This is a genomic window from Geodermatophilus sp. SYSU D00700 (assembly GCF_054050255.1).
The window spans coordinates 21,305-44,940 of the sequence record NZ_JBJGZA010000039.1 but is presented as its reverse complement, the minus strand read 5'-3'; the positions used below and the strand labels follow the sequence as shown (position 1 = coordinate 44,940).

Genomic DNA, 23,636 nt, shown 5'->3' with positions numbered 1-23,636 from the left:
CCCCCCCCCCCCCCCCCCCCCCCCCCCCCCCCCCCCCCCCCCCCCCCCCCCCCCCCCCCCCCCCCCCCCCCCCCCCCCCCCCCCCCCCCCCCCCCCCCCCCCCCCCCCCCCCCCGCGGCTGGGTCGACCTCGGCCGTCCCGACGCCCGGCTGTGGCTGGGCTCCGGAGCGGGCGGCGAGGACGGGCCCGGCGTGCCCGACGGGGTGGTGCTGTGCCCCGGCGGCGGGAGGGTCGTCGTCTGGCAGGTCGATCCCGCCCGCCCCGCCTGGGCGGACTGATCGACACCCTTGGCGCCGGACGCGGCCGGGGCGTCCTGCACACTGCCCGCACTCCCCGGCGGCCTGCGTGCCGGTGCCCTCCCTGACCCGTCGTCCCGAAGGAGCCCACCTCCCATGACCACCAGCGACGGCCGCGAGGACCTCCTCGCCGGCCTGACGTTCCCGCCCGACTTCGTCTTCGGCGCCGCGACCGCGGCGTACCAGATCGAGGGCGCCGTCGAGGAGGACGGGCGGGGCCGGTCGATCTGGGACACCTTCAGCCACACCCCCGGCCGCGTCGAGCGCGGCGACACCGGCGACGTGGCCTGCGACCACTACCACCGCTACCGCGACGACGTCGCGCTGATGGGCGAGCTGGGGCTCTCGGCGTACCGGTTCTCGGTGGCCTGGCCGCGGGTGGTGCCCGAGGGCGCCGGCCGGGTGGAGCAGCGCGGGCTGGACTTCTACCGGCGGCTGGTCGACGAGCTGCTCGACGCGGGCATCGACCCGTGGCTGACCCTCTACCACTGGGACCTGCCGCAGGCGCTGCAGGACCGGGGTGGCTGGACCGACCGCGACACCGCGGCGCGCTTCGCCGACTACGCGGCGGTCGTCGTCGACGCGCTGGGGGACCGGGTGCGGCACTGGTCGACGCTCAACGAGCCGATGGTCAGCTCTCTGCTCGGCCACATGAGCGGCGCGCACGCCCCCGGCCTGCAGGACCCGGTGGCCGCCTCCCGCGCCGTCCACCACCTGCTGCTCGGCCACGGCCTGGCCGCCGGGCGCCTGCGGGACGCCGGCGTCGGCTCGCTGGGCATCACGCTGAACTTCACGCCGATGAACCCGGCCTCCGACTCACCGGCCGACGTCGACGCCGCCCGCCGGCTCGACGGCCAGCAGAACCGGATGTTCCTCGAGCCGGTCGTCTCCGGCGCCTACCCCGCCGACGTCGTGGAGGACCTCGCGGCCGCCGGGGCGCCCCTGCCGGTGCAGGACGGCGACCTGCAGACGATCGCCGCGCCGCTGGACTGGCTGGGCGTGAACTACTACTTCGAGGAGACCGTGCGGGCCGGGGGGCGCCCCGCCGGCCGGCCCCCGACGTCGTTCATCGGCGGCGAGGACGTCGACGAGCTCGACCCCGAGGGACCGACCACCAGCATGGGCTGGGGCATCAGCCCGCAGGCGTTCACCGACCTGCTGCTGTGGCTCGGCGAGAAGGCGCCGGGCCTGCCGCTGGTGGTCACCGAGAACGGCTCGGCCTGGGACGACGAGGTCGACGCCGAGGGCGCCGTGCGCGACCCCGCGCGGGTCGACTTCCTGCTGCGCCACCTCGCCGCGCTGACCGCGGCCGTGGAGCGGGGCGCCGACGTCCGCGGCTACTTCGCCTGGTCGCTGCTGGACAACTTCGAGTGGGCCCGCGGCTACGGCCAGCGTTTCGGCCTGGTGCACGTCGACTACGACACCCAGCGGCGCACGGTGAAGGACAGCGGCCGGGTCTACGCCGAGGTGCTGCGCCGCCACCGCGAGCGCGCCTGAGCCCGGCGCGGGAGCGCAGGTGGCCTGCGCTCCCGCGCCGCCTCACACCAGCGCGACGACGTCGGCCGCGCAGCCCCAGGAGAGGGTGACGCCCGCGCCGCCGTGGCCGTAGCAGGCCACCACCGGCCGGCCCGCCCCCTCGACGCGCTCGAGGCGCACGGTGGGCCGGCCGGGCCGCAACCCGACCGCGCGGGAGAGCACCGGCGCCTGCCGCAGCTCCGGCACCAGGGCCCGCGCCCGCGCGAGGACGGCGGCCTCGACGTCCGGGTCGGGCTCGGTGCCGGTGGCGCCCTCCACGGCGGTGCCGCCGCAGACGACGTCGTGCCCGCGCGGGACGACGTAGGTCAGCCCGTCGGGGCCGTCCTCGTCGAGCACCCAGCCGGTCAGGCCGGGGTCGGCCAGCCGCACCACCTGGCCCTGCACCGGCACACCGGTGTCGTCGCCGAGCAGCGGGCCCGAGGCCAGCCCCGCGGCGACGACCAGCGCGTCGCCGGGGACGTCACCCAGCCGCGCCACCCGCTCGGGGACGAACTCGACCCCCGCCGACCGGGCGGCGCCGGCGAGCCACGGCAGGTACCGGCCGGTGTCGACGACCGGGAGCGTGCAGCGGGTGCCGCCGGGCGCCCCGGGCGGCAGCTCCGCAGCCGTCGCTGGCCGGTGCGGGATGCCGACGGTCCACCACAGGTCGGGCTCGGGGGTGCGGTGCACCACCGTGCCCGGCCGCAGGGTCACCCCGGTGGCCGGGTCACCGGCGAGGGCGGTGAACACCGTCCGCGAGGCGGCACCCCAGCGGAGCACCGCGTCGGCCGGCGCCGCCCGGTAGGGGAACCACAGGGCCGCGGCCACGGCCGACGTGGTCCCCTCCGGGGGGTCGGCCGCGTGCAGCCGCACCCGGTGGCCGGCCCGCGCCAGCTCCAGGGCGCAGGTCAGGCCGATGACCCCGCCGCCGACGACGGCGACCCGGAGACCCGGGCCGCCGCCATCGCGCTGCATCAGGTGGCGGGGCTGGGGTCCGACCGCTCGTCGGCCGGCGCCGCCTGCACGTCGCGGACCCGGTAGCGCTCCACCGCCTCGCGCACCTTCGCCCGGTCGAGCTCCCCCCGGTCGGCCAGCGAGGCGAGCGTGCGGACGACGATCGACTCGGCGTCGACGTGGAAGTGCCGCCGCAGCGCCGGGCGGGTGTCGGACAGGCCGAACCCGTCGGTGCCCAGCGTCGACATCCCGCCGGGGACGTAGGGCGCGATGAGGTCGGGGACCGCCTTCATCCAGTCGGAGACGGCGACGACCGGGCCCTCGGCCTCCTGCAGCCGCTGGGTCACGTAGGGGACCTGCGGGTCCTCCTCCGGGTGCAGCAGGTTGCGCTCGGCCACCTCGTCGGCCTGGCGACGCAGCTCGGTCCACGAGGTCACCGACCACACGTCGGCCGACACGCCCCAGTCCTCGCGCAGCAGCTCCTGCGCGCGCAGCGCCCACGGCACCGCCACGCCGCTGGCGAGCACCTGCGCCTTCGGGCCGTCGCCCTGGCCGGGCGCGTACCGGTACATGCCGGCGAGCAGCCCCTGGACGTCGAGGCCCTCCGGCTCGGCCGGCTGGTTGTACGGCTCGTTGTAGACGGTCAGGTAGTACATGACGTCGGGGCTGCGGTGCCCGCCCAGCGGCGCGCCCGGGTCCTCGCCGTACATGCGCAGCAGCGCGTCCCGGGTGATGTGCCCGACCTCGTAGGAGAAGGCCGGGTCGTAGGACACGACCGCGGGGTTGGTCAGCGCCAGCAGCAGCGAGTGGCCGTCCTCGTGCTGCAGACCCTCGCCGTTGAGCGTCGTCCGGCCGGCGGTGGCGCCGAGGACGAAACCGCGGGTCATCTGGTCGGCGGCGGCCCAGAAGGAGTCACCGGTCCGCTGGAACCCGAACATCGAGTAGAAGATGTAGATCGGGATCATCGGCTCGCCGTGCGTGGCGTAGGAGGTGCCGACGGCGGTGAACGACGCCGTGGACCCGGCCTCGTTGATCCCCTCGTGCAGGATCTGGCCCTGCTCGGACTCCTTGTAGGCGAGCATCAGCTCCCGGTCGACCGAGGTGTAGCGCTGGCCGGCCGGGTTGTAGATCTTCTGCGACGGGAACAGGGAGTCCATCCCGAAGGTGCGCGCCTCGTCGGGGATGATCGGCACGAACCGCGGGCCGAGGTCCTTGTCCTTGAGCAGCTCCTTGAGCAGGCGGACGAACGCCATCGTCGTCGCCACCTCCTGCTTGCCCGAGCCGCGGCGCAGGACGTCGAGGGCCTTGTCGTCGGGCGCCTTCAGCGTCTTGAACTCCGCCCGCCGCCGCGGCACCGCGCCGCCCAGGGCCCGCCGGCGCTCGAGCATGTACTGCATCTCGTCGGAGTCCGGGTCGGGCTTGTAGTAGGGCGGCAGGGTCTTGTCCAGCGCCTCGTCGGGGATGGGCAGGTAGAGCCGGTCGCGGAAGGCGGCGAGGTCCTCGGCGGTCAGCTTCTTCATCTGGTGGGTGGAGTTGCGGCCCTCGAAGTGGCTGCCCAGCGTCCAGCCCTTGATGGTCTTGGCGAGGATGACCGTCGGCTGTCCCTTGTGCTCGACGGCCGCCTTGAACGCCGCGTAGACCTTGCGGTAGTCGTGCCCGCCGCGGGAGAGGTCCCAGACCTCCTTGTCGCTCATGGACTCCACGAGCTTGCGGGTGCGCGGGTCGCGGCCGAAGAAGTGCTCGCGCACGTAGGCGCCGTCCTCGGCCTTGTAGGTCTGGTAGTCGCCGTCGGGCGTGGAGTTCATCAGGTTGACCAGCGCGCCGTCGCGGTCGGCGGCCAGCAGCGGGTCCCACTCCCGGCCCCAGATCACCTTGACGACGTTCCAGCCGGCGCCGCGGAAGAACGACTCCAGCTCCTGGATGACCTTGCCGTTGCCGCGCACCGGGCCGTCGAGCCGCTGCAGGTTGCAGTTGACGACGAAGGTGAGGTTGTCCAGCTCCTCGCGGGCGGCCAGGCCGATCAGGCCGAGCGACTCGGGCTCGTCCATCTCGCCGTCGCCGAGGAACGCCCAGACGTGCTGGTCGGAGGTGTCCTTGATGCCCCGGCTGTGCAGGTACCGGTTGAACCGGGCCTGGTAGATCGCGTTCATCGGGCCCAGGCCCATGGAGACGCTGGGGAACTCCCAGAAGTCGGGCATGAGCCGCGGGTGCGGGTAGGACGACAGCCCGCCGCCGGGGTGGCTGACCTCCTGCCGGAAGCCGTCGAGCTGGTGCTCGGTCAGCCGGCCCTCGAGGAAGGCGCGGGCGTAGATGCCGGGGGAGGCGTGGCCCTGGAACCAGATCTGGTCGCCGCCGCCGGGGTGGTCCTTGCCGCGGAAGAAGTGGTTGAAGCCGACCTCGTAGAGCGAGGCGGAGGAGGCGTAGGAAGAGATGTGCCCGCCGACGGCGATCCCCGGCCGCTGCGCGCGGTGCACCATGATCGCGGCGTTCCAGCGGATGTAGGCGCGGATCCGCCGCTCGGTGTCCTCGTCGCCGGGGAAGTACGGCTCCCGCTCCGGCGGGATCGTGTTGATGTAGTCGGTGCTGCGCAGCGCCGGGACGCCCACCTGCTGCTCACGGCTGCGCTGCAGCAGTTTGAGCATGAGGTAGCGGGCGCGCCCGCGGCCTGCGTGCTCGACGACGCTGTCGAGCGACTCCACCCACTCCTGGGTCTCGTCGGGATCGGTGTCGACCAGCTGACTGGGGAGCCCGTCGGTGATGACCGCGCGGGGCTGGCCGGCGTCGCGAGTGGGTTCTCCACCCTGCTGCGGTGAGCTCATGGGTCCATGGTCGCGCGTCGGGCGCCCCGGCGTCACGCGAGGACCCGTACGGCCGCCGTTCCGCGCCGCTCCGGGGCCCGCGCGGCGTCCCGCGGACGTCTTGCGCCTGACCAGGCATGCCCTACGCTCCTGCCCACGCGGACCGACGCCGTCGGCGCCGCACGTCCGGGCTCGAGGGGGGTGACATGACCAGGCTGCGGGTGCCCTCCCCGCCGGTCGTGTCCGTCGTCGGCCCACCCCTTCCGCACACGCCGGGGAGCCGGCGTCGCGTGCTCGCCGAACCACGGCCGGCACCCCACGGAGCCTCGGAGGAACAGCAGGGATGAGCGTCGACTCGGGCAGCGCCAGCATGGCGGCCCGGCTGGGCATCAAGCCGGGCATGGTCGTGCAGGAGCTCGGCTGGGACGAGGACGCCGACGAGGACCTGCGCGACTCCATCGTCGACGTCTCCGGCAGCGACATGGTCGACGAGGACACCGACGAGGTGGCCGACGTCGTCCTGCTGTGGTGGCGCGAGGACGACGGCGACCTCGTCGACGCCCTCGTCGACGCCATCGCCTCGCTCGCCGACGACGGCGTCGTCTGGCTGCTGGTGCCCAAGTCCGGGCGGCCGGGCCACGTCGAGCCCGGTGACGTCACCGAGGCCGCGCCCACCGCGGGCCTGGCCCAGACCAGCAGCATCTCGGCGGCCAAGGACTGGTCGGGCATCCGGCTGGTCACCCCGAAGACGGCGCGCACCCGTCGCTAGGGACCCGGTCACGGCACCCCCGGCGGGTGCGGCACGATCGGGCGCATGAGCCTCTCCGTCGGCGACGTCGCGCCCGACTTCAGCCTCCCCGACTCCGACCGTCAGGTCGTCTCCCTCTCCGAACTGCGCGGGACGCCGGTGCTGGTCGTCTTCTACCCGTTCGCCTTCTCCGGCATCTGCACCGGTGAGCTGTGCCAGCTGCGCGACGAGCTCGCCGTCTACACCGACGCCGGCGTGCGCGTGGTCGCGATCAGCACCGACCCGGTGTTCAGCCTCAAGGCGTGGAAGGACCAGCAGGGCTTCGACTTCGCGCTGCTGAGCGACTTCTGGCCGCACGGCGCGACCGCCCAGGCCTACGGGGTGTTCAACGAGAAGGCGGGCATGGCGCTGCGCGGCACCTTCCTGGTCGACGCGGAGGGCAGGATCGCGTTCGCCGAGGTCAACGCGCCCGGTGACGCGCGCGAGCAGTCCGGCTGGAAGGACGCCGTCCAGGCGCTGGCCGCCTGAGGCCCGCCGCCCGGGGCCCTTAAGCTAGGTGGCCGGGGCGCGTAGCTCAGCGGGAGAGCTCTCGCCTTACAAGCGAGTGGTCGCAGGTTCGATCCCTGCCGCGCCCACGACTGTGATGTCTCAGGACGTCGCGGACGCCCGAACCCACGAGTTGTGGGTTCGGGCGTCTCTCATTTCCGGGCGGGGCCGGGTGGTCGGCCGGTGGCCTGGTGGTCCTTGCGAGGATCGAGGGTCAAGTCGCGAAGGAGTTCACCGGTGGCGGCGTTGCTGACGCGGATGTGCAGGTCCTGAACGAGTAGTAGGGCGTCGGTTCGGTGAGGGTTCGGCCGACGCCCATGTGGTGCAGGCGGCCGTTGACCCGCAGCGTGCGCATCCGGCTAGGTCGATCCTGTCGTGGCGGAGTCGGTCGTGGGTGTCGCGGGCGCGGCCGGTGCCGAGGTGCCCCTGGGCCGTGCGGCGTAGGCGGCCGCGGGGGTGGACCAGTGCGGTAGCGAGCGGTGCGGTCGGTCGTGGTTGTAGGCCCGGATGCAGGCGTCGACGAGGGCCTGCAGGCCGGTGATGGCGACCGGCTGCACTGGCTGGGCGACCAACCATTCCCTCATCGTCTGCTGGAAGCGTTCGACCCTGCCGCAGGTGGTGGGGTGGTCGGGGCGGGAGCTCTTCTGCACGATGCCCAGCCGGCGCAGCTCGTGCTCCAGGTGGTTGCGGCCGGCGCGACCGCCGGCGAAGCGGGTGGTGTAGACGGTGCCGTTGTCAGTCAGCGTGGACGCCGGATGGCCGTGCTCGGCGGTCGCCTGGGTGAAGGGGGACCACGGTCGCAGCCGTGATCCGGGCGTGCGCGAAGACGTGTGAGGCCAGCCGGGAGTGGTCGTCGAGCCAGCCGGTGATCTCGGTGTCGGCGCCGGTGGCCAGCCGGTGGTGAGTGACGTCCGACTGCCAGGTCTCATTTCGGCATCCCGGCCTGAACGCGCAGGTAGCAGGCCTTGGGCCGCTTGGCCGACTGGGGGCTCACGGCCCCGGAACGGGTCAGGATCCGGTGCATCGTGGCCCGCGACAGCGTGATCCGGTGCCGGTGGGTCAGGTGCCAGCCGATCGTCTCGGCGCCGGCGTCCAGGCCCGCGTCGTGCAGCTGCTTGCGGATCCGCTGCACCAGCTCGACGGTCGGGGGGGGCGTGGCCCAGGGTGAGGTGTGCGCGCGCCGGGAGCGGGGCTCGAGCGCCGCGTCGCCCTCGGCTCGGTAGCGGGCCAGCAGTTCCTAGAGCCAGGACCGGGAGACGCCGTAGGCGGCCACGACCGCCTCGGGGCTGCGTCCCTCGACCTCGACCGCGGTGATGACCAGCCGGGCTTTCGACGTGGTCGAGCCTCAGCCGGCCGTCCGGCATGACCTGCGACACCAGTCCGGCATGTCCCGAGACACCCGTCCGGTGTCTCCTGAACCAGGACACTGCCGCGCCCACGACTCCCACTCGACCTGCGGTGGCACCTCACGGGTGGAGCGTGCTGGGCGGGCGCAGCGGTCAGACGCGGCGTGACACCCGCCTGTCGGGAGCCGCCCATGGGGCTCGCCGTCGTCCCCGACCCGGCTGCCGCCGACACCGCGTGGTCGGAGTGCCGGCGGGACTGGCTGACGGCGTTGCGCGCCCAGGGCAGGAGTCCGAGCGCTGAGCCGGCGAGGGGCGGCGGTCGGCATCGACCGGCTCCAGGCACACCGTTCCGGCACCGTGGCCCACGCCCACCCGGCCGCCGGGCACTGGAACGGGGCTCGTGGACCTCGTCGGATGGTCCAGCGCGCAGGCGGTCCGGCGCTTGGAGGCAGCACTCGGCCCGAGCGGGCGCGGGCCGAGCACCGTCGACTGGGTTCCGGCGACCGGATCCGGTCACCGGAACCCCCAGGGACCAGCAGGGCGTGTCCGGCCACGCGTCGGCCACGGAGTCAGCACACGTGGCCCCACGCGGCCAGGTGTGTGCGCCGATGACCCTCCGGTTCAGGCCTCCGGCGGTGGCGTCCGGACTCTGATGCGGGTGCCCGAGCCGAGCGGAGTGATCGCACAGTCCCCGCTGCGGCCCCTCCCGGTGTCGCGTCCAGACTGCTGACGGGCAGCGGCTCCCGCGGTGACCTCAGCCGTCGGTGGCGTCACCGGTGAGCTGCTCGGCGGGAGCGACGTCCTCCGCGGTGGCCGCCTGGGTCGCGGTGGAGGCGTCGACCGCCAGCGACAGCGCGCCGGCGTCGCCGCCATCCCCGCCGCTCAGGCCGTTACCGCCGTCCTCGCCGGCACCACCGTTGCCGCCGGCACCTGCCTCGCCGCCGGTCGCGCTCGCGGCTCCGGAGGTCGCGTCGCCGGTGGTCGCAGTGTTCGCGGCCGTGGCGGCGCCGCCGTCGGCACCGGCGACGGCCGTCTGGTCGATGGTGGGGCTGTTCACCGCGACCGACGCCGCGACGGCGTCGCCGCCGTCGCCGCCGTCCCCGCCGTTCCCGCCGCCGGTGTCGTCGACCGTGTCCTGGTCACCCCCGCCGCTGATCGGGGGCGACTGCTCGACGATCGGGTCGGCAGCGATCGTGCCACCCGTGCTGTCCGTGCCGCCGTCGCCTCCGGCTCCGCCGTTGCCCCCCATGGCCTCCGCGCTCCCCGACGAGGCGTCACCGGTGACCGCGGTGTTGGCCGCGGTGGCGTCTCCACCGTCACTGACGGCCGTGGCCGTCTGGGTGACCGTGGGGCTGTTCACCGCCGCCGAGACCGCGGTCGCGTCGCCGCCGTCGCCGCCGTTCCCGGCGCTGGCGTCGAGGACGATGGTCTGGTCGCCCTCGCCGCTGTGCGGCCGGTCCCGCTGGGCCATCGGGCCGGTGGTGATCGTGCCGCCGGCGCTGTTCGCGCCTCCGTCACCTCCGTCGCCTCCGTCGCCTCCGACGGCGAGCACACCAGCGGCGGTCGCGTCACCCGTGGTGACGGTGTTCGTGGCGCTCGCGGTGCCCGTGACGGTGACGGCGGTGGCCGTCTGGGTGACCGTGGTGGTGTTCAGCGCCGCCGAGAGCGCGGTCGCGTCGCCGCCGTCGCCGCCGTCCCCGCCGTTCCCGGCGCTGGCGTCGAGGACGATGGTCTGGTCGCCCTCGCCGCTGTGCGGCAGGTCCTGCTGCATCGTCGGGCCGGTGGTGATCGTGCCGCCGGTGCTCCCCGTGCCGCCGGTTCCCCCGGCACCCCCGGCGCCGCCGACGGCCGTCGCGTCGCCGGCGGTCGCCCCGCCCGTGGTGACGGTGGCCGTAGCGCTCGCGGTGCCCGTGACGGCGACGGCGGTGACCGTCTGCGTGACGGTGGTCGTGGTGACGGCGAGGGATGCAGCGATGGCGGTGCCACCGGCCCCGCCGGTTCCCGCGTTACCGGCGCTCGCGTCGTAGACGACGACCTGGTCCCCGTCGCCGCTGTGGGGTAGGTCGAGCTGCACGATCGGCTTGCGGCTGATCGTCCCGCCGGTGCTGCCTGCACCGGCACTGGTGTCGACGACGACGGTCTGGGCGCCCTCCCCGCTGTGCGGCAGGTCCCGCTGGATGACGCGCGGTGTCGAGCCGGTGCCTCCGCCGGGAGGGGCGGCGTGCGCCTGCGTCGAGCCGGCGAAGACCAGCGCACCTGCCAGGAGTGTCGCGGCCGACGCGCGCGTGACCGTCCGGGATGCCATCGTCCGTTTCCTCCGTCGTGCACGTCCTGGGAGGAGGCCCCGGACCCCGTGGCCGGTAGGACAGCCCCCGCTGAGCGCGCCGGTGGCGCGTAGCGGCGACCGTAGGGGCGACGCCGAGGAGGCCGACAGGGACCAAGGGCCCGGCAGGATGCCGAGGGCCGGGCCCGCAGCATGGTGGGCGCCTCGAGGGCTGCTCCGCGGCCGGGGTCGCGCCGGCCGGCCGTCGATGCGGCGTCGGGCTCCATCTCGTCGAGTGGCAGCTGCCGCAGACGGGTGAGGTCGGAGCGGCCGGTGCCGAGGCCGGCGATGGCAGGACGCACCCCCCGGCCCAGAGAGGCCTCACGAGTGAGCGGTCGCAGGTCCGACGCCTGCCGTACCCACCTGCCCGTCCGCGCGCCGGGATGCCTGGCGTGCCTCACTGCCGTGCTCTCGGCGGCCCCGGCTCCGGAGGGCGCTGAGTTCCCGGTCGGGGATTGGCGCGGGGCAGCGGCACCCACCCTCGGGCAGCCGTGACCAACGGGACCGTGAGCGCGGTCCGGGTGCTGATCCCGAGCTTGGTGTAGGCGTGCGCGAGGTGCGTCTCGACCGTGCGGACCGACAGGTGCAGTCTCTGCGCGATGGAGGGGTTGCTCAGTCCCTCGGCCGCCAGTGCGGCCACCTCCCGTTCCCGAGCCGTGAGTGGGCGCACACCCACCCGCTGGAGGGCGGGGGAGTGCACGTCCCCTGCCGCTCGGGCGAAGGCGACCGCCCGCGCGGCGGAGGCGGCTGCCCGGCGCCGCTCGCCGGACGCCGCATGCGCCTCGGCCGCCTGCGCGGCGGCGTCGGCAGCGAGGGCGGGGGCACCCATCGACTCGAACTGGGTGGCGACCTGGTCCAGCAGGTCCCCGTCCCCACGAGTCAGCGCGTCGGCGTGTGCGGCACAGGTGCCGACCAGTGGGCCCTCGACGGCTCCCGCCAGCTCCTTCAGCCGTCCCGCTGCCTCGCGGGTCCCGCCGAGACGGACGACGGTGTGCAAGGCGCGTGCCTCCACTGCGGGCTGCCTCGTCCCCGCGGCGCACGAGGCTGCCTCCAGCGCCGCGGCGAGCGCGTCCTCGCGGCGGTGCTCGACGGCCGCCGTCCAGGCGTGGGCGAGGTGGGTCTCCGGCGCGAACACGGTGACCGCGGAGGGACTGGGCGCTGCCAGGATCTGTCGGGCGCGGACCTCGTCCCCGGCCAGGGCGTGGGCCTGGGCCAGCTGTGCCCGACACAGCCCGAGCAGCCCGAGGGGGTCGCGGTCGGCCAGCCCGGTGGCCGCCTCCGCCAGCCACCGGAGCGCCCCGGCCGGACGGCCCGTGGCGAGTGTCGCCGAGCCGACGGCGAGTGCGGATACTGCATCACCGGCCCAGGCGGACCGGGACAGCGCGGACCGGTGCAGCTCGTGGGCCCGTTGCACGGCCTGCCGGAACCGCCCGGACAGCTCCAGCGCCAGGACCTCCGCGTGGGTGAGCGCGGCCCGCGCGGTCGACGACTCCACCGTCGCCGCGCCCTCGTCGAGCGCCGTCCACCCCTGCCCGGCGGTGGTGAGCGCCTCGTCGGCGCGGCCGAGGACGGCGAGGGCGCCGGTCCGCGCGGCACACGCCCACAGCCGGGAGCGCAGATCGCTCCGGGCGCCCTCGGTCAGGTCGAGCGACTCCCACGGTCGTCCGGCGGAGAACAGCAGCAGGCCGCGCACCCCGGACAGCAGGGCCTGCTCGGTTGCCGGAGCAGCGGCGTCGGCTTCCTCGGTCGACCCGAGGCCGTAGAAGCGATTGAGAGTCCTCGTGACGACGAGCTGCTCCTGCTCGGCGGCTGTGCCCGCCTCGGCCTGCCGCACGGCGCACTCGGCCTCCACCGGACGTCCCTGCCACCGGAGCGCCTCCGCCAGGACGACCGAGGCCGCGGTGCGCGCCCCTCGCTCCAGCGCGACCCGGGCAAGCCGTTCGGCGGTACGGTGGTCGGCCGACGCGCAGGCCTGCTGAGCGGCGCGGACCAGGACATCCGCCGCGACCGTCGAGCCACCGGTCTGCAGGAGGAGCTCCGCGGCCCGCACCGGGTCCTCCTCGGTCCATCGTCGCGCCGAGGCGGTCCCGACGAGGCGGAGCTGGAAGCGTCGGGCGGTCGCGTGTGGCAGCTGGGCGCGGAGGCCGATCGCGTGCAGGGGTTCGGTCAAGCGCGCGGTCGGCCCGTGTGGCGTCCCCTCGACGGACACCAACCCCCGGCGTTCCAGGGAGGCGACCGCCTCCGACGAGGTGAGCTCCACGAGATCGGTCAGGTCCAGCGGACCGCCGACGGCCAGCAGCTCCGCCGCCGCTTGCTCGTCAGGTCCCAGATCGCCGGTCTCCACCTGGAGCACGTCGAGGAGTCGCTGCGTCGGCTCGACGTCGCCGTCCCAGCGCCACACGCCGCCCACCTGGTGCAGGCGACCGGTCTCCGAGCCGGCCGCCACCAGCTCGCGCAGGTGAGCCACGCTTCCACGGCTGGTGCGCCAGAGGAACTCCGTCGTGCGACTGTCCACCGTCCCGTGCACCACCGCGGTGAGCAGCCGGTCGACCTGGCCGCGAGACCACGGCAGCAGCTCGACCCTCGTGGCCAGCCCGTCCTTCCACAGGGCGGCGATGACGTCGGGTGGCCGGGTGCCGCCGCGGACGGTGAGGACCACGCTGGCCTTGCGTGTGAGGACCAGCTTGTGCACCAGGGTGGCCGACAGGTCGTCGAGCAGGTGCGCGTCGTCGATCCCCACGATCACGCGCCCGTACTGCTCGCGCCGGGCGTCGAGTGCGGCAGCCAGGGCGTGCCAGGCCGCCGTCGCCTCCGACGTCGCCCCCCCGACCGGCACCAGGTGTGTGAGTGCCCCGAGCGGGATGGCCTCCGTGCTCCGGGTGCAGGTGACCCATTCGGTACCGCGTCGCCGCGTACGCAAGACCCGGATCGCCTCCTGGGCCAGCCGGGTCCGGCCTGCCCCGTGTCGGCCGGAGACCACCACAGCGGCGGGCTCGGCGCCGTCGACCTCCTCGAGGAGGGTGCGCAGCTCCCCACCTCGATCGACGAAGACCCATTCCGCCTCCGGGTGCGCCGACCGCTCGGGCGGTTGACCGGGAAGATCGACACTTCCGGACCCGGGGTCGTCGTGCGGCGGCCCGTTCCCGTGGAATCGCGTCGTCTCCCCCACGGGCCAGTACTTTATGGGGCCGCGCGAGTCTCGGCGGAGGCCGATTGCAGCGGGACCACCCCGGCCGCACGACCGTTCCGCACGCGAGTTGCGAGGCCTATTGTCCTTCGACTCCGGGAGTCGGTCGATCGATTTCCGGAAACCCGCAGGTCACCGCGTCGGAGCTGCCGTCCCGCCGCTGCCGGACGCGCCTCGCGCGGGGGCCGGTGGTCCCACCGGGGTCGCGCCCACGGTCGGCGGCACGGGGGTCTCGCGTGTCCGTGTCGTTTCCCGCATGTTCCCCAGTCGGCCGCGTGGCGCGCCGAAGTACGTATCGGTAACCGGACGGACAGTGATCAGCGCTGATCAGGGCGGTGCGCCGGGTTGTGGGGGCCATGCGTCGACCGCAGCTGCCGGCGTCGTGGCGACGTCGGGGACTCAGTGCGGTCACACGACCTGCTCGACGGGCGACGCCGGTTGCCCGGTGTCAGTGATGGGCCCGGCTGATCTACGTAGTCCACCGCAGGGGTCTCCGTAGGGCACCTATTCGACATGGGCGGGCGTGGGCATGAACGTCGGTATCCAATTTGACTATCAGTTATTCCCGGGTTGCGCCCCGCAGAGATCTGATGAAATGGTCGGGCCCGTCGACGCCACATGGGGATCGGCGACCGGTCGGGGCTGAGGGAACGTCTGCTGGGCCATTTCATGGCCGTTTTCCATGGTCTCCGGCTGCTGTCTCAGGACCGTCATACCGGACGACCAGGAGGACTCATGTTCGAGGACCAGTACGTCGAGTTGCTGCCCGCACGCACCACCATGCAGGTGGCGATCGACATCACCGGTACCGGCGGCGCCGGTGGCGCCGGCGGCGCCGGCGGCTTCGCTGCCGCGCTCTCGGCCGCGGCGAACGTCGTGTTCGCCGACCAGACGGCGGAGGCCACCTCGGTGTTCGGCGACGCGACCGCCGCGAACGCCGTCGTCACCGGCGACGCGACCGCCGGGAACGCCACTGCCGAGGGTGGTGCCGGTGGTGCTGGTGGCGCCGGTGGCGCCGGCATCGGCGGCGCGTGACCTGGCGCCGCTGACCTGACGTGGTCGGTCGGTGTGGCGCCGGGGAGGCGGTCTGCTCGAAGTCTCCCCGGCGTCCGCCGGCCGTCCCGGCACGACCCTGAGCACCGACCACACCGACCAACCAGGAGGACCCATGTTCGAGGACCAGTACGTCGAGCTGCTGCCGGCCCGCACCACCATGCAGACCATCACCATCAACGGCACGGGCGGCGCCGGTGGCGCCGGCGGCGCCGGCGGCTTCGCCGCCGCAGCGTCGGTTGCGCTCAACCTCGTGGAGGCGAGCCAGACGGCGACCGCCACCTCCGGGTTCGGCGACGCCACCGCCGCGAACGCCGTCGTCACCGGCGACGCGACCGCCGGCGACGCCACCGCCACCGGTGGTGCCGGCGGCGACGGCGGTGCCGGTGGCGCCGGCATCACCGCCGGCTGACCTGACGCGGCCAGCCGGGGGAGCACCGGGCAGGTGACGTGCGTGACGTCGTCCTGGTGCCCTTCGGCCGTCCCGGCACGACCGTAGGAACCAACCGCACCGACCACTCAGGAGGACCCATGTTCGAGGACCAGTACGTCGAGCTGCTGCCGGCCCGCACCACCATGCAGACCATCACCATCGTCGGTACGGGCGGCCCGGGCGGTCCCGGCGGCGCCGGCGGCGACGCCCTGGCGCTCTCCCTCGCGGCCAACGTGGTGGTGGCCACGCAGACCTCGACCGCCGTCTCGGTGTTCGGCGACGCCGCCGCGTTCAACGAGGTCACCACGGGCAACGCCACCTCCGGCGCGGCCGAGGCCACCGGTGGCGCGGGTGGCGCGGGCGGCGCCGGCGGCCCGGGCATCAGCGGCTGACCTGTACGCCTGAACGGCGGTCCCCGCCCCATAGCCTGACGGGACGGGACCGCACGGACGAGGAGGGGGGCGACCGGAACTCGGTCGCCCCCCTTCCGTCCGACACCGGCCGTCGACCGTGCGGCGGCACGGCCCCAGAGAGGACGAGAGCACCAGGTGACGCAGACAGTGCCACCGAGCAGCCTGGCCGGGGAGCCGGCGGCGCTCGACGACCACGTCCGTCGCCTCGCCGAGGGCACCGAGCTGCTCGGTGCGTACGCCGACTCCGGGTACCAGGAGCCGAAGTACCTCGTGTGCCGCGCCGACGGCCAGGTCATGCAGCTGCCCGAGCTCCTGTACCGGGTGGCGGAGTCCCTGGACGGCCACACCGCCGGGGAGGTCGCCGCCGACCTGAGCGCACGGCTGGGCCGGGACCTCACCGCCGAGCAGGTGCTGTACCTCGCCGACGAGCGCCTCCGTCCCGTCGGGCTCATCGCCCCGGAAGCCGCCGAGGCAGGCGACGCGGAGGCGGCGCCGCCTCCGGTCCGTGCCGACCCGCTGCTGGGGTTGCGGTACCGGGTGGACCTCGTCCCGGAACGGGTCGCCCGGCACATCGCCGTGCTGTTCCGCCCCCTCTTCCTGCGCCCGGTCTGGATCGCGGCGGTGGCCGCGTTCGTGGCCGTCGACGTCGCGATCCTCGCCCAGGGCGACCTCGTCGGCCGGCTCACGGCGAGTGTGACGGAGTTCGTCCACCGCCCGGGCCTCACCCTCCTGCTGCTCGCACTGGTCCTCCTCTCCGGGGTGTTCCACGAGTGCGGCCACACCGCTGCCTGCCGGTTCGGCGGCGCTCGCCCCGGCGCCATGGGGGTCGGTGTCTACCTGGTCTGGCCGGCCTTCTACAGCACGGTCACCGACTCCTACCGCCTCAGCCGGACCGGGCGCCTGCGCACCGACAGCGGCGGCGTCTACTTCAACGCCCTCGTCATGACCGCGGTGGGCCTGGCCTACCTCGGTACCGGGCAGGCCTGGCTGCTGCTGGCGGTCTTCGCCATGCACCTGGAGACCACCCGCCAGTTCCTCCCCCTGCTCCGGTTCGACGGCTACTACATGCTCGCCGACCTGATCGGGGTGCCGGACCTGTTCGGCTACGTCGGGCCGGTGCTCAAGAGCCTGGTGCCCGGCCGTCCGGCGGACCCGCGGTTGCGGGCGCTGCGGCCCCGGGCGCGCCGGCTGATCGCCCTGTGGGTGGCGGTCGCCGTCCCGGTGCTCACGTACTACCTGGTCGTGCTCCTCCTCGTCCTGCCCCGGGTGCTGCCGGTGGTGTGGCAGGCCGCGCTCGCGTACGGCGACGTGATGCAGACCGCGCTGGGCGAGGGGGACCTCCCACAGGTCGTCCTGAGCGTGTTCCAGCTGATCCTGTTCCTCGTGCCCTGGGTCGGCATGGTCCTCGTCCTCTGCATGGTCGGGACCCTCCTTCGTCGCATCGTCGTGTCGTGGGGGTGGACCTGGCTCTCACCCGGCCGGTGGACGGCGGCTCGCCACTACGTCGTGCCCGTGGGACTCGGCCTGCTCGGGGCCGTGCTGGTCCTGCGCGTGACCCTGGTGGCCCTGTCCGCGCCGCTGTCCTCGACCGAGGCCCGGATCGCCGCGAGCGCGGCGGGCGTCCTGGACGTCGGGCGTGCGGCCGCTCCGGCAGTGGGTCCGGGCGAGACGCTCGTACGTGACCAGCTGGCCGCCTTGGCCGGTCTGACCGGCGCGTTCGACCGGCACGCCGACGTCCTGGGTGGCGGGCGTGAGCTGGCCGTCCTGGCCGTCCTCGTCCTGGTCACCTGCCTGCTCCTGGTCTGCGTCGTCCACCGCTGGCGGCCGATGGCCGTCGCCGTCCCCCTGGCGGCGGTGGCCGCGATGGGTCCTGCTGTGTCGACCCTCGCCACCCTGGGGCCGGCCGTGGTGGGGGCTGCCTGGGTGGCCGCGGGCGGCACCGCGCTGGCGCTGGCCGCTCGGGACCGCCGCGAGGACGGCGACCGGCAGGGGCAGCTCCTGCACCTGCTCCTGGGCGGGGTGGGAGCCGTGGCCGTGGCGGTGGGGATCGCGACGGCGCCGTTGCTCGGCATCCCCGTCTCCGTCGCCGCTGTCCTGCTGGTGGTCCGCCGGGGAGCGGCCCCGGGGCCCGTGGCCTGGTGGACCCCGCTGGCCGTCGCGGCGTTCGGGGTCGCGGTGCTGACCGCACTGGTCGCCCCGGTGCTGCTGCGCACGCGTGCGGGAACCGTGCTCTCCGTCCCGGAGCAGCAGGTCCTCGTGGCCACGGCGCTGCTCGTCGTCGCCGCGGTGTCGACAATGCGCGAGCTCTGGTGGGCGGCGGTGGTGCTGGGGTCCCTGGTCGTGGTCGCGCTCCTCCCCGCGCCGGGTGCCGTAGGGGTCCTCCCGCTGGCCGTGTGCGCCGCCGCCGTGCTCGCCGCTCTGGCCGTGCACTCGCTGGTGCGGCGGCGTCCGGTGGAGCGGCCGCACCCGCTGGTGCGGACGGCGCTCGTGGCGCCCGCCTTCGTGCTCGTCCTCGTCGGCACGCTCTTCGTGCCCGCGGCGCTCCCGGCGTCTGCGGAGCAGTACCTGACCAGCCGGTCGACGGCGGCGTCGCCCACCGCACCGGAGGTGCCGGTGCTGCGGGCGGAGGTGCTGAGCGAGGTCCCGCACGACCCGTCCGCCTTCACGCAGGGCCTGGAGCTGGACGACGGCGTGCTCTACCAGGGCACCGGACTCGCCGGCCGATCCGAGCTACGGGAGCTCGACCCGGAGACGGGGGAGGTGCGGCGGGCCGTCCCGCTTCCCGGGCAGCTGTTCGGCGAGGGCATCGCGGTGACGGGGGACAGCGTCTGGCAGCTCACCTGGCGCGACGGTGTGGTGCTCGAGTGGGACCGCGACACCCTCACGCTGCGTCGGCAGCTACCGCTGGCCGGCGAGGGCTGGGGCCTGTGCTCCGACGGCGCGCGGCTGGTGCGCAGCGACGGCAGCGACCGGCTGTACTTCCACGATCTGGGCACCTTCGCGGAGACCGGCAGCATCGCCGTGACGCTGCGGGGGACCCCGGTGACCCGGCTCAACGAGCTGGAGTGCGTCGGCGGTGAGGTCTGGGCCAACGTGTGGCAGACCGATGAGCTGGTCCGCATCGACACCAGCAGTGGAGCGGTGACCGCGGTGGTCAACGCGGCCGCCCTGCTGGACCCGCAGCGACGGGCCAACGCCGATGCCGTGCTCAACGGGATCGCGGCCCTCGGTGACGACGAGTACCTGCTCACCGGCAAGCTGTGGCCGGTCTCCTTCCGGGTCCGCTTCACCCCGATGTGACCGTGGACCCGTCGTGCCCGATGCACTGGAGGTGGAGCCCGTGATCTCCGACCCTGCATCCCCGCCCCGCCGGCGCTGGCCGCGTGGAGGGCCCGCCCTGCGCCGCCACCCCGGAGTGCTCGCCGGGGTGCTCCTGCTCGTCCTGTTGACCGCCTGCTCGACCTCGCGCGACCCCGGCGGCTCGAGCGCCTCTTCTGGTGCGGCCGGCACCTCCGGTGGCGCCGGCGCGTCCGGTTCGCCCGGCGCTCCGGGGTCCGCCGGCACGTCAGGCTCTCCTGGCGCGCCGGGCTCTCCCGGCGGGAGTGCGTCGGCCGCAGCCACCGCGACGGCGTCCGCCGGCTCCTCCTCCGTCAGCCGCGTGTCCTGCTCCGGGACCTCGTGCTCCGTGACGTTGGCGGGCAACGGTTCGAGAGCGACCGTCTTCGACACGGCGATCTCCTTCCTCGGGGTGCGGGACGGCCGGGCGGACCTCCGCGTCGGGGAGGAGGACGTCTCCCTCGCGCCCGGGCAGAGCGTCTCGTCGGGCCCGCTGGACCTCGAGTGCAGGGCCGTCGGCGCCGACAGCGTGGACCTCACCGCCTCCCTGCGGTGACGGGTCGGTCCGCAGGAAGGCGGTGAGGTCGGAGACCCCGTCGCCGAGGTCGGTGCCGGCAGGTCCTCGCCGGCCTCGAAGGAGTGTGCCCGGACGGGCGGGCACCGCGAACGGCATGCCGCCGACCACCACCGGTGTTGGGCACCCGGGACCGGTGCTCGAGGTCCTCACCCGGCCCGGGTCGCTGACGGCTCGGGGGACGGCTGCATCGCCTGCGGTCACCGAGCCGTCCGCGGCGACGTGCACCGCGACGTGCGCGACCGCCGACGTGTCCCCGAGAGGACCGTCTCGACATCGCCGTCCCTCGCGACGGCGGCGACGACCGTCGTCCCGAGATCGATCCCGAGGCTGCGACTCGCTGGACCCCCCCGGCCGGGGACGGGGGTACGCCAAGCACCGACCAGGAGCCCGGCACCACGTCGTCGGAGACCAGCGCGGCGGAACGCCACGAGAGGTACAGGTTCGACCGCTGCGTGAACTCGAGGCTCCGCGATCAGGATCGGCCGATCAGTGACGTCATGGACTGCCGGCAGCCCGGATCCATCCGTGGACGTCACCCGCCGGTCCTGCACTCAAGTCCGACCCGAGCCTGTGAGGTGACCCGGGCGGAGTTCCTCCTCAGGCCGCGACGGGCGGGAGGTAGGCGAACTCGGGGACGTCGGGGCGCGGGAAGGCCGGGCGCAGCGCCAGGGAGCAGCGGAACGGGCGCCAGGTGCCCTCGGGCTGCGCGAGCCGGTCGGCCACCGCGTAGATGACCGCCGGGTTGTGCCCCATGCCCAGGTGGCTGGCGTGGACGGCGATGTTCTCCGACGTCGGCGAGAGCCGGCCCAGGCAGGCCTGCCAGGCGACGATGCCGTCCTGGTGGGAGTAGATCGACGTCGAGGGCACCGGCATCGGCGTCGCCTCGCTCTCGAGCGGGAGCGTGCGCCGCTCCACGTGCAGGTGCGAGTAGCGCTCGAACACCCGGTGGGCGCGGGTCTGGCTGTCGGCCCGCAGCGCGAACGGGCTGCCGAGGGTGATCACCTGGCGTACCGCGTCGGGGGTCTTGCGCGCCAGGTCACGGGCGAAGATGCCGCCGAGGCTCTGCCCGACGAGGCTGACCGGCCGGCCGTAGCGGTCGCCGAGGTCCTCGATGCGCCGGGCCATGCCCTCGACGCACTCCGCCGTCGGCCCGATGTTGCGGCCCAGCCGCCAGCCGTGCACGCGGTAACCGAGCCGCCGCAGCACGCGGCGCAGGGTCACCGTGGACATGTCGTCGGCCATCAGCCCGGGGAGCACGAGCACCGGGTGCCCGTCGCCCACCGGCAGGCGGGGCAGCAGCGGCCGGGCGGCGAGGTAGAGGCCGTAGTCGGCGAACGCGCGACCGACCTCCGTGAGGTAGAGCGGCAGACCCGGTCCCTGGAACTGCTCTCGTGCCACGTCGCCCTCCTCGCCGGCAGCCCCGTCGCCGCCGTACGGCCGGGTACCACTCTCGGGGACCCGTCACACCTGACTGTTCCGGCGCGCGGGAACGCCGGTGAGGAGAGTGTGGCGCAGACCACACCGGTCGCAGGGGTCCCAGGAGCCCGCCGCGCGACAGCCGCGGAGCCGTGGAACCGTACGGAGTCGGCGCGCGGGGCGCTGACGACGGCGGGAGGACGGCGAGTGGAGCACGCACCGGGCACGAGCAGGACGGTCGACCTGGGAGGGCCGGTCCACGTCGTCGACTACGGCGGCGCCGACGACGGTCCCGCCGTCGTCCTGGTGCACGGACTGGGCGGCTCGCACGGCAACTGGGACCTGCTCGCCCCGCTGCTGACGCCGTCGGCCCGGGTGTGGGCGCTGGACCTGCCCGGCTTCGGCCGCAGCGAGCCCGGTGAGCGCCGCGCCACCGTGCCGGCCAACGTGGCCGTGCTCCAGCGGTTCCTGCGCGAGGTGGTCGGCGAGCCGGCCGTGCTCGTGGGCAACTCGATGGGCGGCATGGTCTCGCTGTTCACCGCCGCGGCCGCCCCGGACGCCGTCCGGGCGCTGGTGCTCCTCGACCCGGCCCTGCCCGGTGGCCGCCGCCGGCTGGACCCGCTGGTGGCCGCCACCTTCGCCCTCTACGCCATCCCGGGTGTCGGCGAGCGCGTGCTGTCCGTGCGGCGCGCCCGCCAGACGCCGCTCACCCGTGTGCGGACCATGCTCGGACTGGTCGGCGTCGACCCCGACGAGCTGCCCGCGCCGGTGGTCGACCGGGCGGTGGCGCTGCTCGAGCAGCGCGAGGACGTCGTCGGCATGGACCGCGCCTTCCTCGTCGCCGCCCGGTCGCTGCTGGGGATCCTGCTCCGCCCGCAGCGCTACCGGAGCGCGATGGCGCGGGTGACCGCCCCGGTCCTGCTGGTGCAGGGCGACCGCGACCGGCTGGTGCCGGTGTCGGCCGCGCGGGAGGTCGCCGCCGAGCACCCGGACTGGCGGTACGAGGAGATGGCCGGCGTCGGGCACGTGCCGCAGCTGCAGGTGCCCGAGCGCCTGGCCGACCTCGTGCTGACCTGGCTGGGGGAGGTCGCCGTCAGCGGCTCCGCAGCTCGGTCTTGAGCACCTTGCCGCTGGGCCCCTTCGGCAGCTCGTCGATCACGACCACCTCGCGCGGGTACTTGTAGGCCGCCAGCCGTTCCCTGCAGAACCCGATCACCTCGTCGGGCTCGGCCGACGCGCCGGCGCGCAGGCTGACGTAGGCCACGACCTCCTCGCCGAGCCGCTCGTCGGGCCGGCCGATGACGGCGGCCTCGAGGACGGCGGGGTGGGCGTGCAGGACCTCCTCGATCTCGCGCGGGTAGACGTTGAACCCGCCGCGGATGACCAGGTCCTTCTTGCGGTCGACGATGAAGAAGAAGCCCTCCTCGTCGCGGTAGCCGAGGTCGCCGGTGTGGAACCAGCCGCCCTTCATTGCCTCGGCGGTGGCCTCGGGCCGGTTCAGGTAGCCCTTCATGACGTTGTGGCCGCGCAGCACGATCTCGCCGACGTGGTCGGGGCCGGGCGGCAGCTCCCGGTCGTCGGGGTCGACCACGCGCACCTCGCAGCCCCACAGCCGCTTGCCGATCGAGAGCACCCGTCGCTCCTCGGCGCTGCGGTTGAAGGTGGCGATCGCGCAGGTCTCCGACAGCCCGTAGCCCTCCAGGACCGTGGCCCCGTAGGCCGCCTCGAAGCCCTTGATCACCTCGCCGGGGATCGAGGCGCCGCCGGAGACGCACACCCGCAGCGCGGAGACGTCGCGGCCGCTGAGGTCGGCGTGCATCAGCGCCACGAACATCGTCGGCACGCCGCAGAACACGGTGACGCGGTGCTGCTCCATCGCGTCGAGGACGGCGCCGACCTCGAACCGCGGCACCAGCACCAGCGTCGCCCCGGCGCGGACCGCGCAGTTCATCACGCTGGACAGGCCGAAGACGTGGAACAGCGGCAGCACCGCCATGCCGACGTCGTCGTCGCGGTACTGGAAGGTGTCGGCGGCGACGGTGGCCGCCATGAACGCCTGGAAGTGCGTGAGCTCGGCGCCCTTGGGCCGGCCGGTGGTGCCGCTGGTGTAGATGACCACCGCGGTGTCGTCGGGCGACATCTGCTCGACGTCGGCCGGGTCGGCGCCCGCGCCGCCGGCCAGGAGCGCGTCGAACGGGGTGGTGTCCGCCGGCAGCGAGTCCGCCTGCGCACCGGGGGAGGGCACCACGTACACGCGGACGTCGCCGGCCTCGGCCGCGCCCTTGACCGCCTCGTCGGCGAACGCGTCGAAGGTGACCAGCAGCCGTGCCCCGCTGTCGGACAGGTGGTAGGCCACCTCGGGCGCCTTGAGCAGCGGGTTGAGCGGGACGAGGGTCAGCCCGGCGCGCAGCGCGCCGAAGTAGGCGAGCACGAACTGCGGCACGTTGGGAAGCTGCAGCGCGACGGTGTCGCCGCGCTGCAGCCCGGCGGCCCGCAGCCCCGCGGCGACCTGCGCCGAGAGCTGGTCGACCTGCCCGTAGGTGAGGGTCAGCGGCCCGAGCCGGAGCATCGGCTTGTCCGGCTGGGCGAGGGCGGACTCCCGCAGGATGGTGGCGAGGTTGAAGCTCATGGACGCTCCCGGCGGTGACGGGGACTGTGACGCGGGTTACTCCCGGTCCAGTACCGTATCCGCCGC

General features: G+C 74.4%; 17 protein-coding genes and 1 tRNA gene. 10 read left to right on the top strand and 8 right to left on the bottom strand.

Annotated features, from left to right (window positions below):
* The first annotated feature begins 392 nt into the window (after nt 1-392).
* A complete protein-coding gene (locus ACI79V_RS20555; protein WP_456892258.1) occupies nt 393-1,793 on the top strand; it encodes a GH1 family beta-glucosidase in 1,401 nt (466 codons plus the stop codon).
* Nucleotides 1,794-1,835: 42 nt separating this feature from the next.
* On the opposite strand, the gene ACI79V_RS20550 is transcribed toward ACI79V_RS20555, so the two are convergent.
* Both ACI79V_RS20550 and aceE read right to left on the bottom strand, forming a co-directional pair.
* Nucleotides 1,836-2,786 carry an FAD-dependent oxidoreductase gene (locus tag ACI79V_RS20550; protein WP_456892255.1) on the bottom strand — a complete coding sequence of 317 codons (951 nt, stop codon included), beginning with the start codon at nt 2,784-2,786 and terminating at the stop codon, nt 1,836-1,838.
* Nucleotides 2,786-5,584 (bottom strand): pyruvate dehydrogenase (acetyl-transferring), homodimeric type, encoded by a 2,799-nt coding sequence (aceE, locus tag ACI79V_RS20545; RefSeq protein ID WP_456892253.1) that lies wholly within the window; start codon nt 5,582-5,584, stop codon nt 2,786-2,788. Before aceE ends, ACI79V_RS20550 begins: the two co-directional genes overlap by 1 nt.
* A 322-nt stretch (nt 5,585-5,906) precedes the next feature.
* On the opposite strand from aceE, the gene ACI79V_RS20540 reads away from it, so the two are divergent.
* The 3 genes from ACI79V_RS20540 (at nt 5,907) to ACI79V_RS20530 (ending at nt 6,946) form a co-directional block, all read left to right on the top strand.
* On the top strand, nt 5,907-6,332 hold the full coding sequence (locus tag ACI79V_RS20540; RefSeq protein WP_456875833.1) for a DUF3052 domain-containing protein: 426 nt from the start codon (nt 5,907-5,909) through the stop codon (nt 6,330-6,332).
* Nucleotides 6,333-6,377: 45 nt separating this feature from the next.
* Nucleotides 6,378-6,839, top strand: a complete 462-nt coding sequence (locus tag ACI79V_RS20535; protein ID WP_456892251.1) for a peroxiredoxin — start codon at nt 6,378-6,380, stop codon at nt 6,837-6,839.
* A 35-nt stretch (nt 6,840-6,874) separates the two neighbouring features.
* Nucleotides 6,875-6,946: transfer RNA gene (locus ACI79V_RS20530), tRNA-Val, on the top strand.
* 270 nt (nt 6,947-7,216) lie between these two features.
* On the opposite strand, the gene ACI79V_RS20525 is transcribed toward ACI79V_RS20530, so the two are convergent.
* From ACI79V_RS20525 to ACI79V_RS20510, 4 genes are all read right to left on the bottom strand, one after another.
* Entirely contained in the window at nt 7,217-7,786 is a 570-nt protein-coding gene (locus tag ACI79V_RS20525; protein WP_456892249.1) for an integrase core domain-containing protein, read from the bottom strand.
* Nucleotides 7,783-7,989: a hypothetical protein gene (locus tag ACI79V_RS20520; RefSeq protein WP_456892247.1), complete on the bottom strand. Its 207-nt coding sequence runs from the start codon at nt 7,987-7,989 to the stop codon at nt 7,783-7,785. Before ACI79V_RS20520 ends, ACI79V_RS20525 begins: the two co-directional genes overlap by 4 nt.
* Nucleotides 7,990-8,957: 968 nt before the next feature.
* Nucleotides 8,958-10,508: a hypothetical protein gene (locus ACI79V_RS20515; protein ID WP_456892245.1), complete on the bottom strand. Its 1,551-nt coding sequence runs from the start codon at nt 10,506-10,508 to the stop codon at nt 8,958-8,960.
* Between the two features lie 415 nt (nt 10,509-10,923).
* Nucleotides 10,924-13,362 (bottom strand): LuxR C-terminal-related transcriptional regulator, encoded by a 2,439-nt coding sequence (locus tag ACI79V_RS20510; RefSeq protein WP_456892243.1) that lies wholly within the window; start codon nt 13,360-13,362, stop codon nt 10,924-10,926.
* 1,086 nt (nt 13,363-14,448) lie between these two features.
* Between ACI79V_RS20510 and ACI79V_RS20505 the strand changes: the two genes are divergently transcribed.
* The 5 genes from ACI79V_RS20505 (at nt 14,449) to ACI79V_RS20485 (ending at nt 19,504) form a co-directional block, all read left to right on the top strand.
* Nucleotides 14,449-14,748: a hypothetical protein gene (locus tag ACI79V_RS20505; RefSeq protein ID WP_456892241.1), complete on the top strand. Its 300-nt coding sequence runs from the start codon at nt 14,449-14,451 to the stop codon at nt 14,746-14,748.
* 133 nt (nt 14,749-14,881) lie between these two features.
* Complete coding sequence (locus ACI79V_RS20500) at nt 14,882-15,178, top strand: hypothetical protein (protein ID WP_456892239.1); 297 nt, start codon at nt 14,882-14,884, stop codon at nt 15,176-15,178.
* A gap of 119 nt (nt 15,179-15,297) precedes the next feature.
* Complete coding sequence (locus ACI79V_RS20495; protein ID WP_456892237.1) at nt 15,298-15,591, top strand: hypothetical protein; 294 nt, start codon at nt 15,298-15,300, stop codon at nt 15,589-15,591.
* 156 nt (nt 15,592-15,747) lie between these two features.
* A complete protein-coding gene (locus ACI79V_RS20490; protein WP_456892235.1) occupies nt 15,748-18,912 on the top strand; it encodes a glutaminyl-peptide cyclotransferase in 3,165 nt (1,054 codons plus the stop codon).
* A gap of 385 nt (nt 18,913-19,297) precedes the next feature.
* The gene (locus tag ACI79V_RS20485) at nt 19,298-19,504 is read left to right on the top strand and encodes a hypothetical protein (RefSeq protein ID WP_456892233.1); all 207 of its coding nucleotides are present in this window, start codon (nt 19,298-19,300) and stop codon (nt 19,502-19,504) included.
* 618 nt (nt 19,505-20,122) lie between these two features.
* On the opposite strand, the gene ACI79V_RS20480 is transcribed toward ACI79V_RS20485, so the two are convergent.
* Entirely contained in the window at nt 20,123-20,923 is an 801-nt protein-coding gene (locus ACI79V_RS20480) for an esterase/lipase family protein (protein WP_456892231.1), read from the bottom strand.
* Nucleotides 20,924-21,148: 225 nt separating this feature from the next.
* On the opposite strand from ACI79V_RS20480, the gene ACI79V_RS20475 reads away from it, so the two are divergent.
* The gene (locus ACI79V_RS20475) at nt 21,149-22,060 is read left to right on the top strand and encodes an alpha/beta fold hydrolase (protein WP_456892229.1); all 912 of its coding nucleotides are present in this window, start codon (nt 21,149-21,151) and stop codon (nt 22,058-22,060) included.
* Here the strand turns inward: ACI79V_RS20475 and ACI79V_RS20470 are convergent.
* Nucleotides 22,035-23,570 carry a long-chain-fatty-acid--CoA ligase gene (locus ACI79V_RS20470; protein ID WP_456892227.1) on the bottom strand — a complete coding sequence of 512 codons (1,536 nt, stop codon included), beginning with the start codon at nt 23,568-23,570 and terminating at the stop codon, nt 22,035-22,037. The genes ACI79V_RS20475 and ACI79V_RS20470 overlap by 26 nt on opposite strands.
* Nucleotides 23,571-23,636 lie beyond the last annotated feature (66 nt).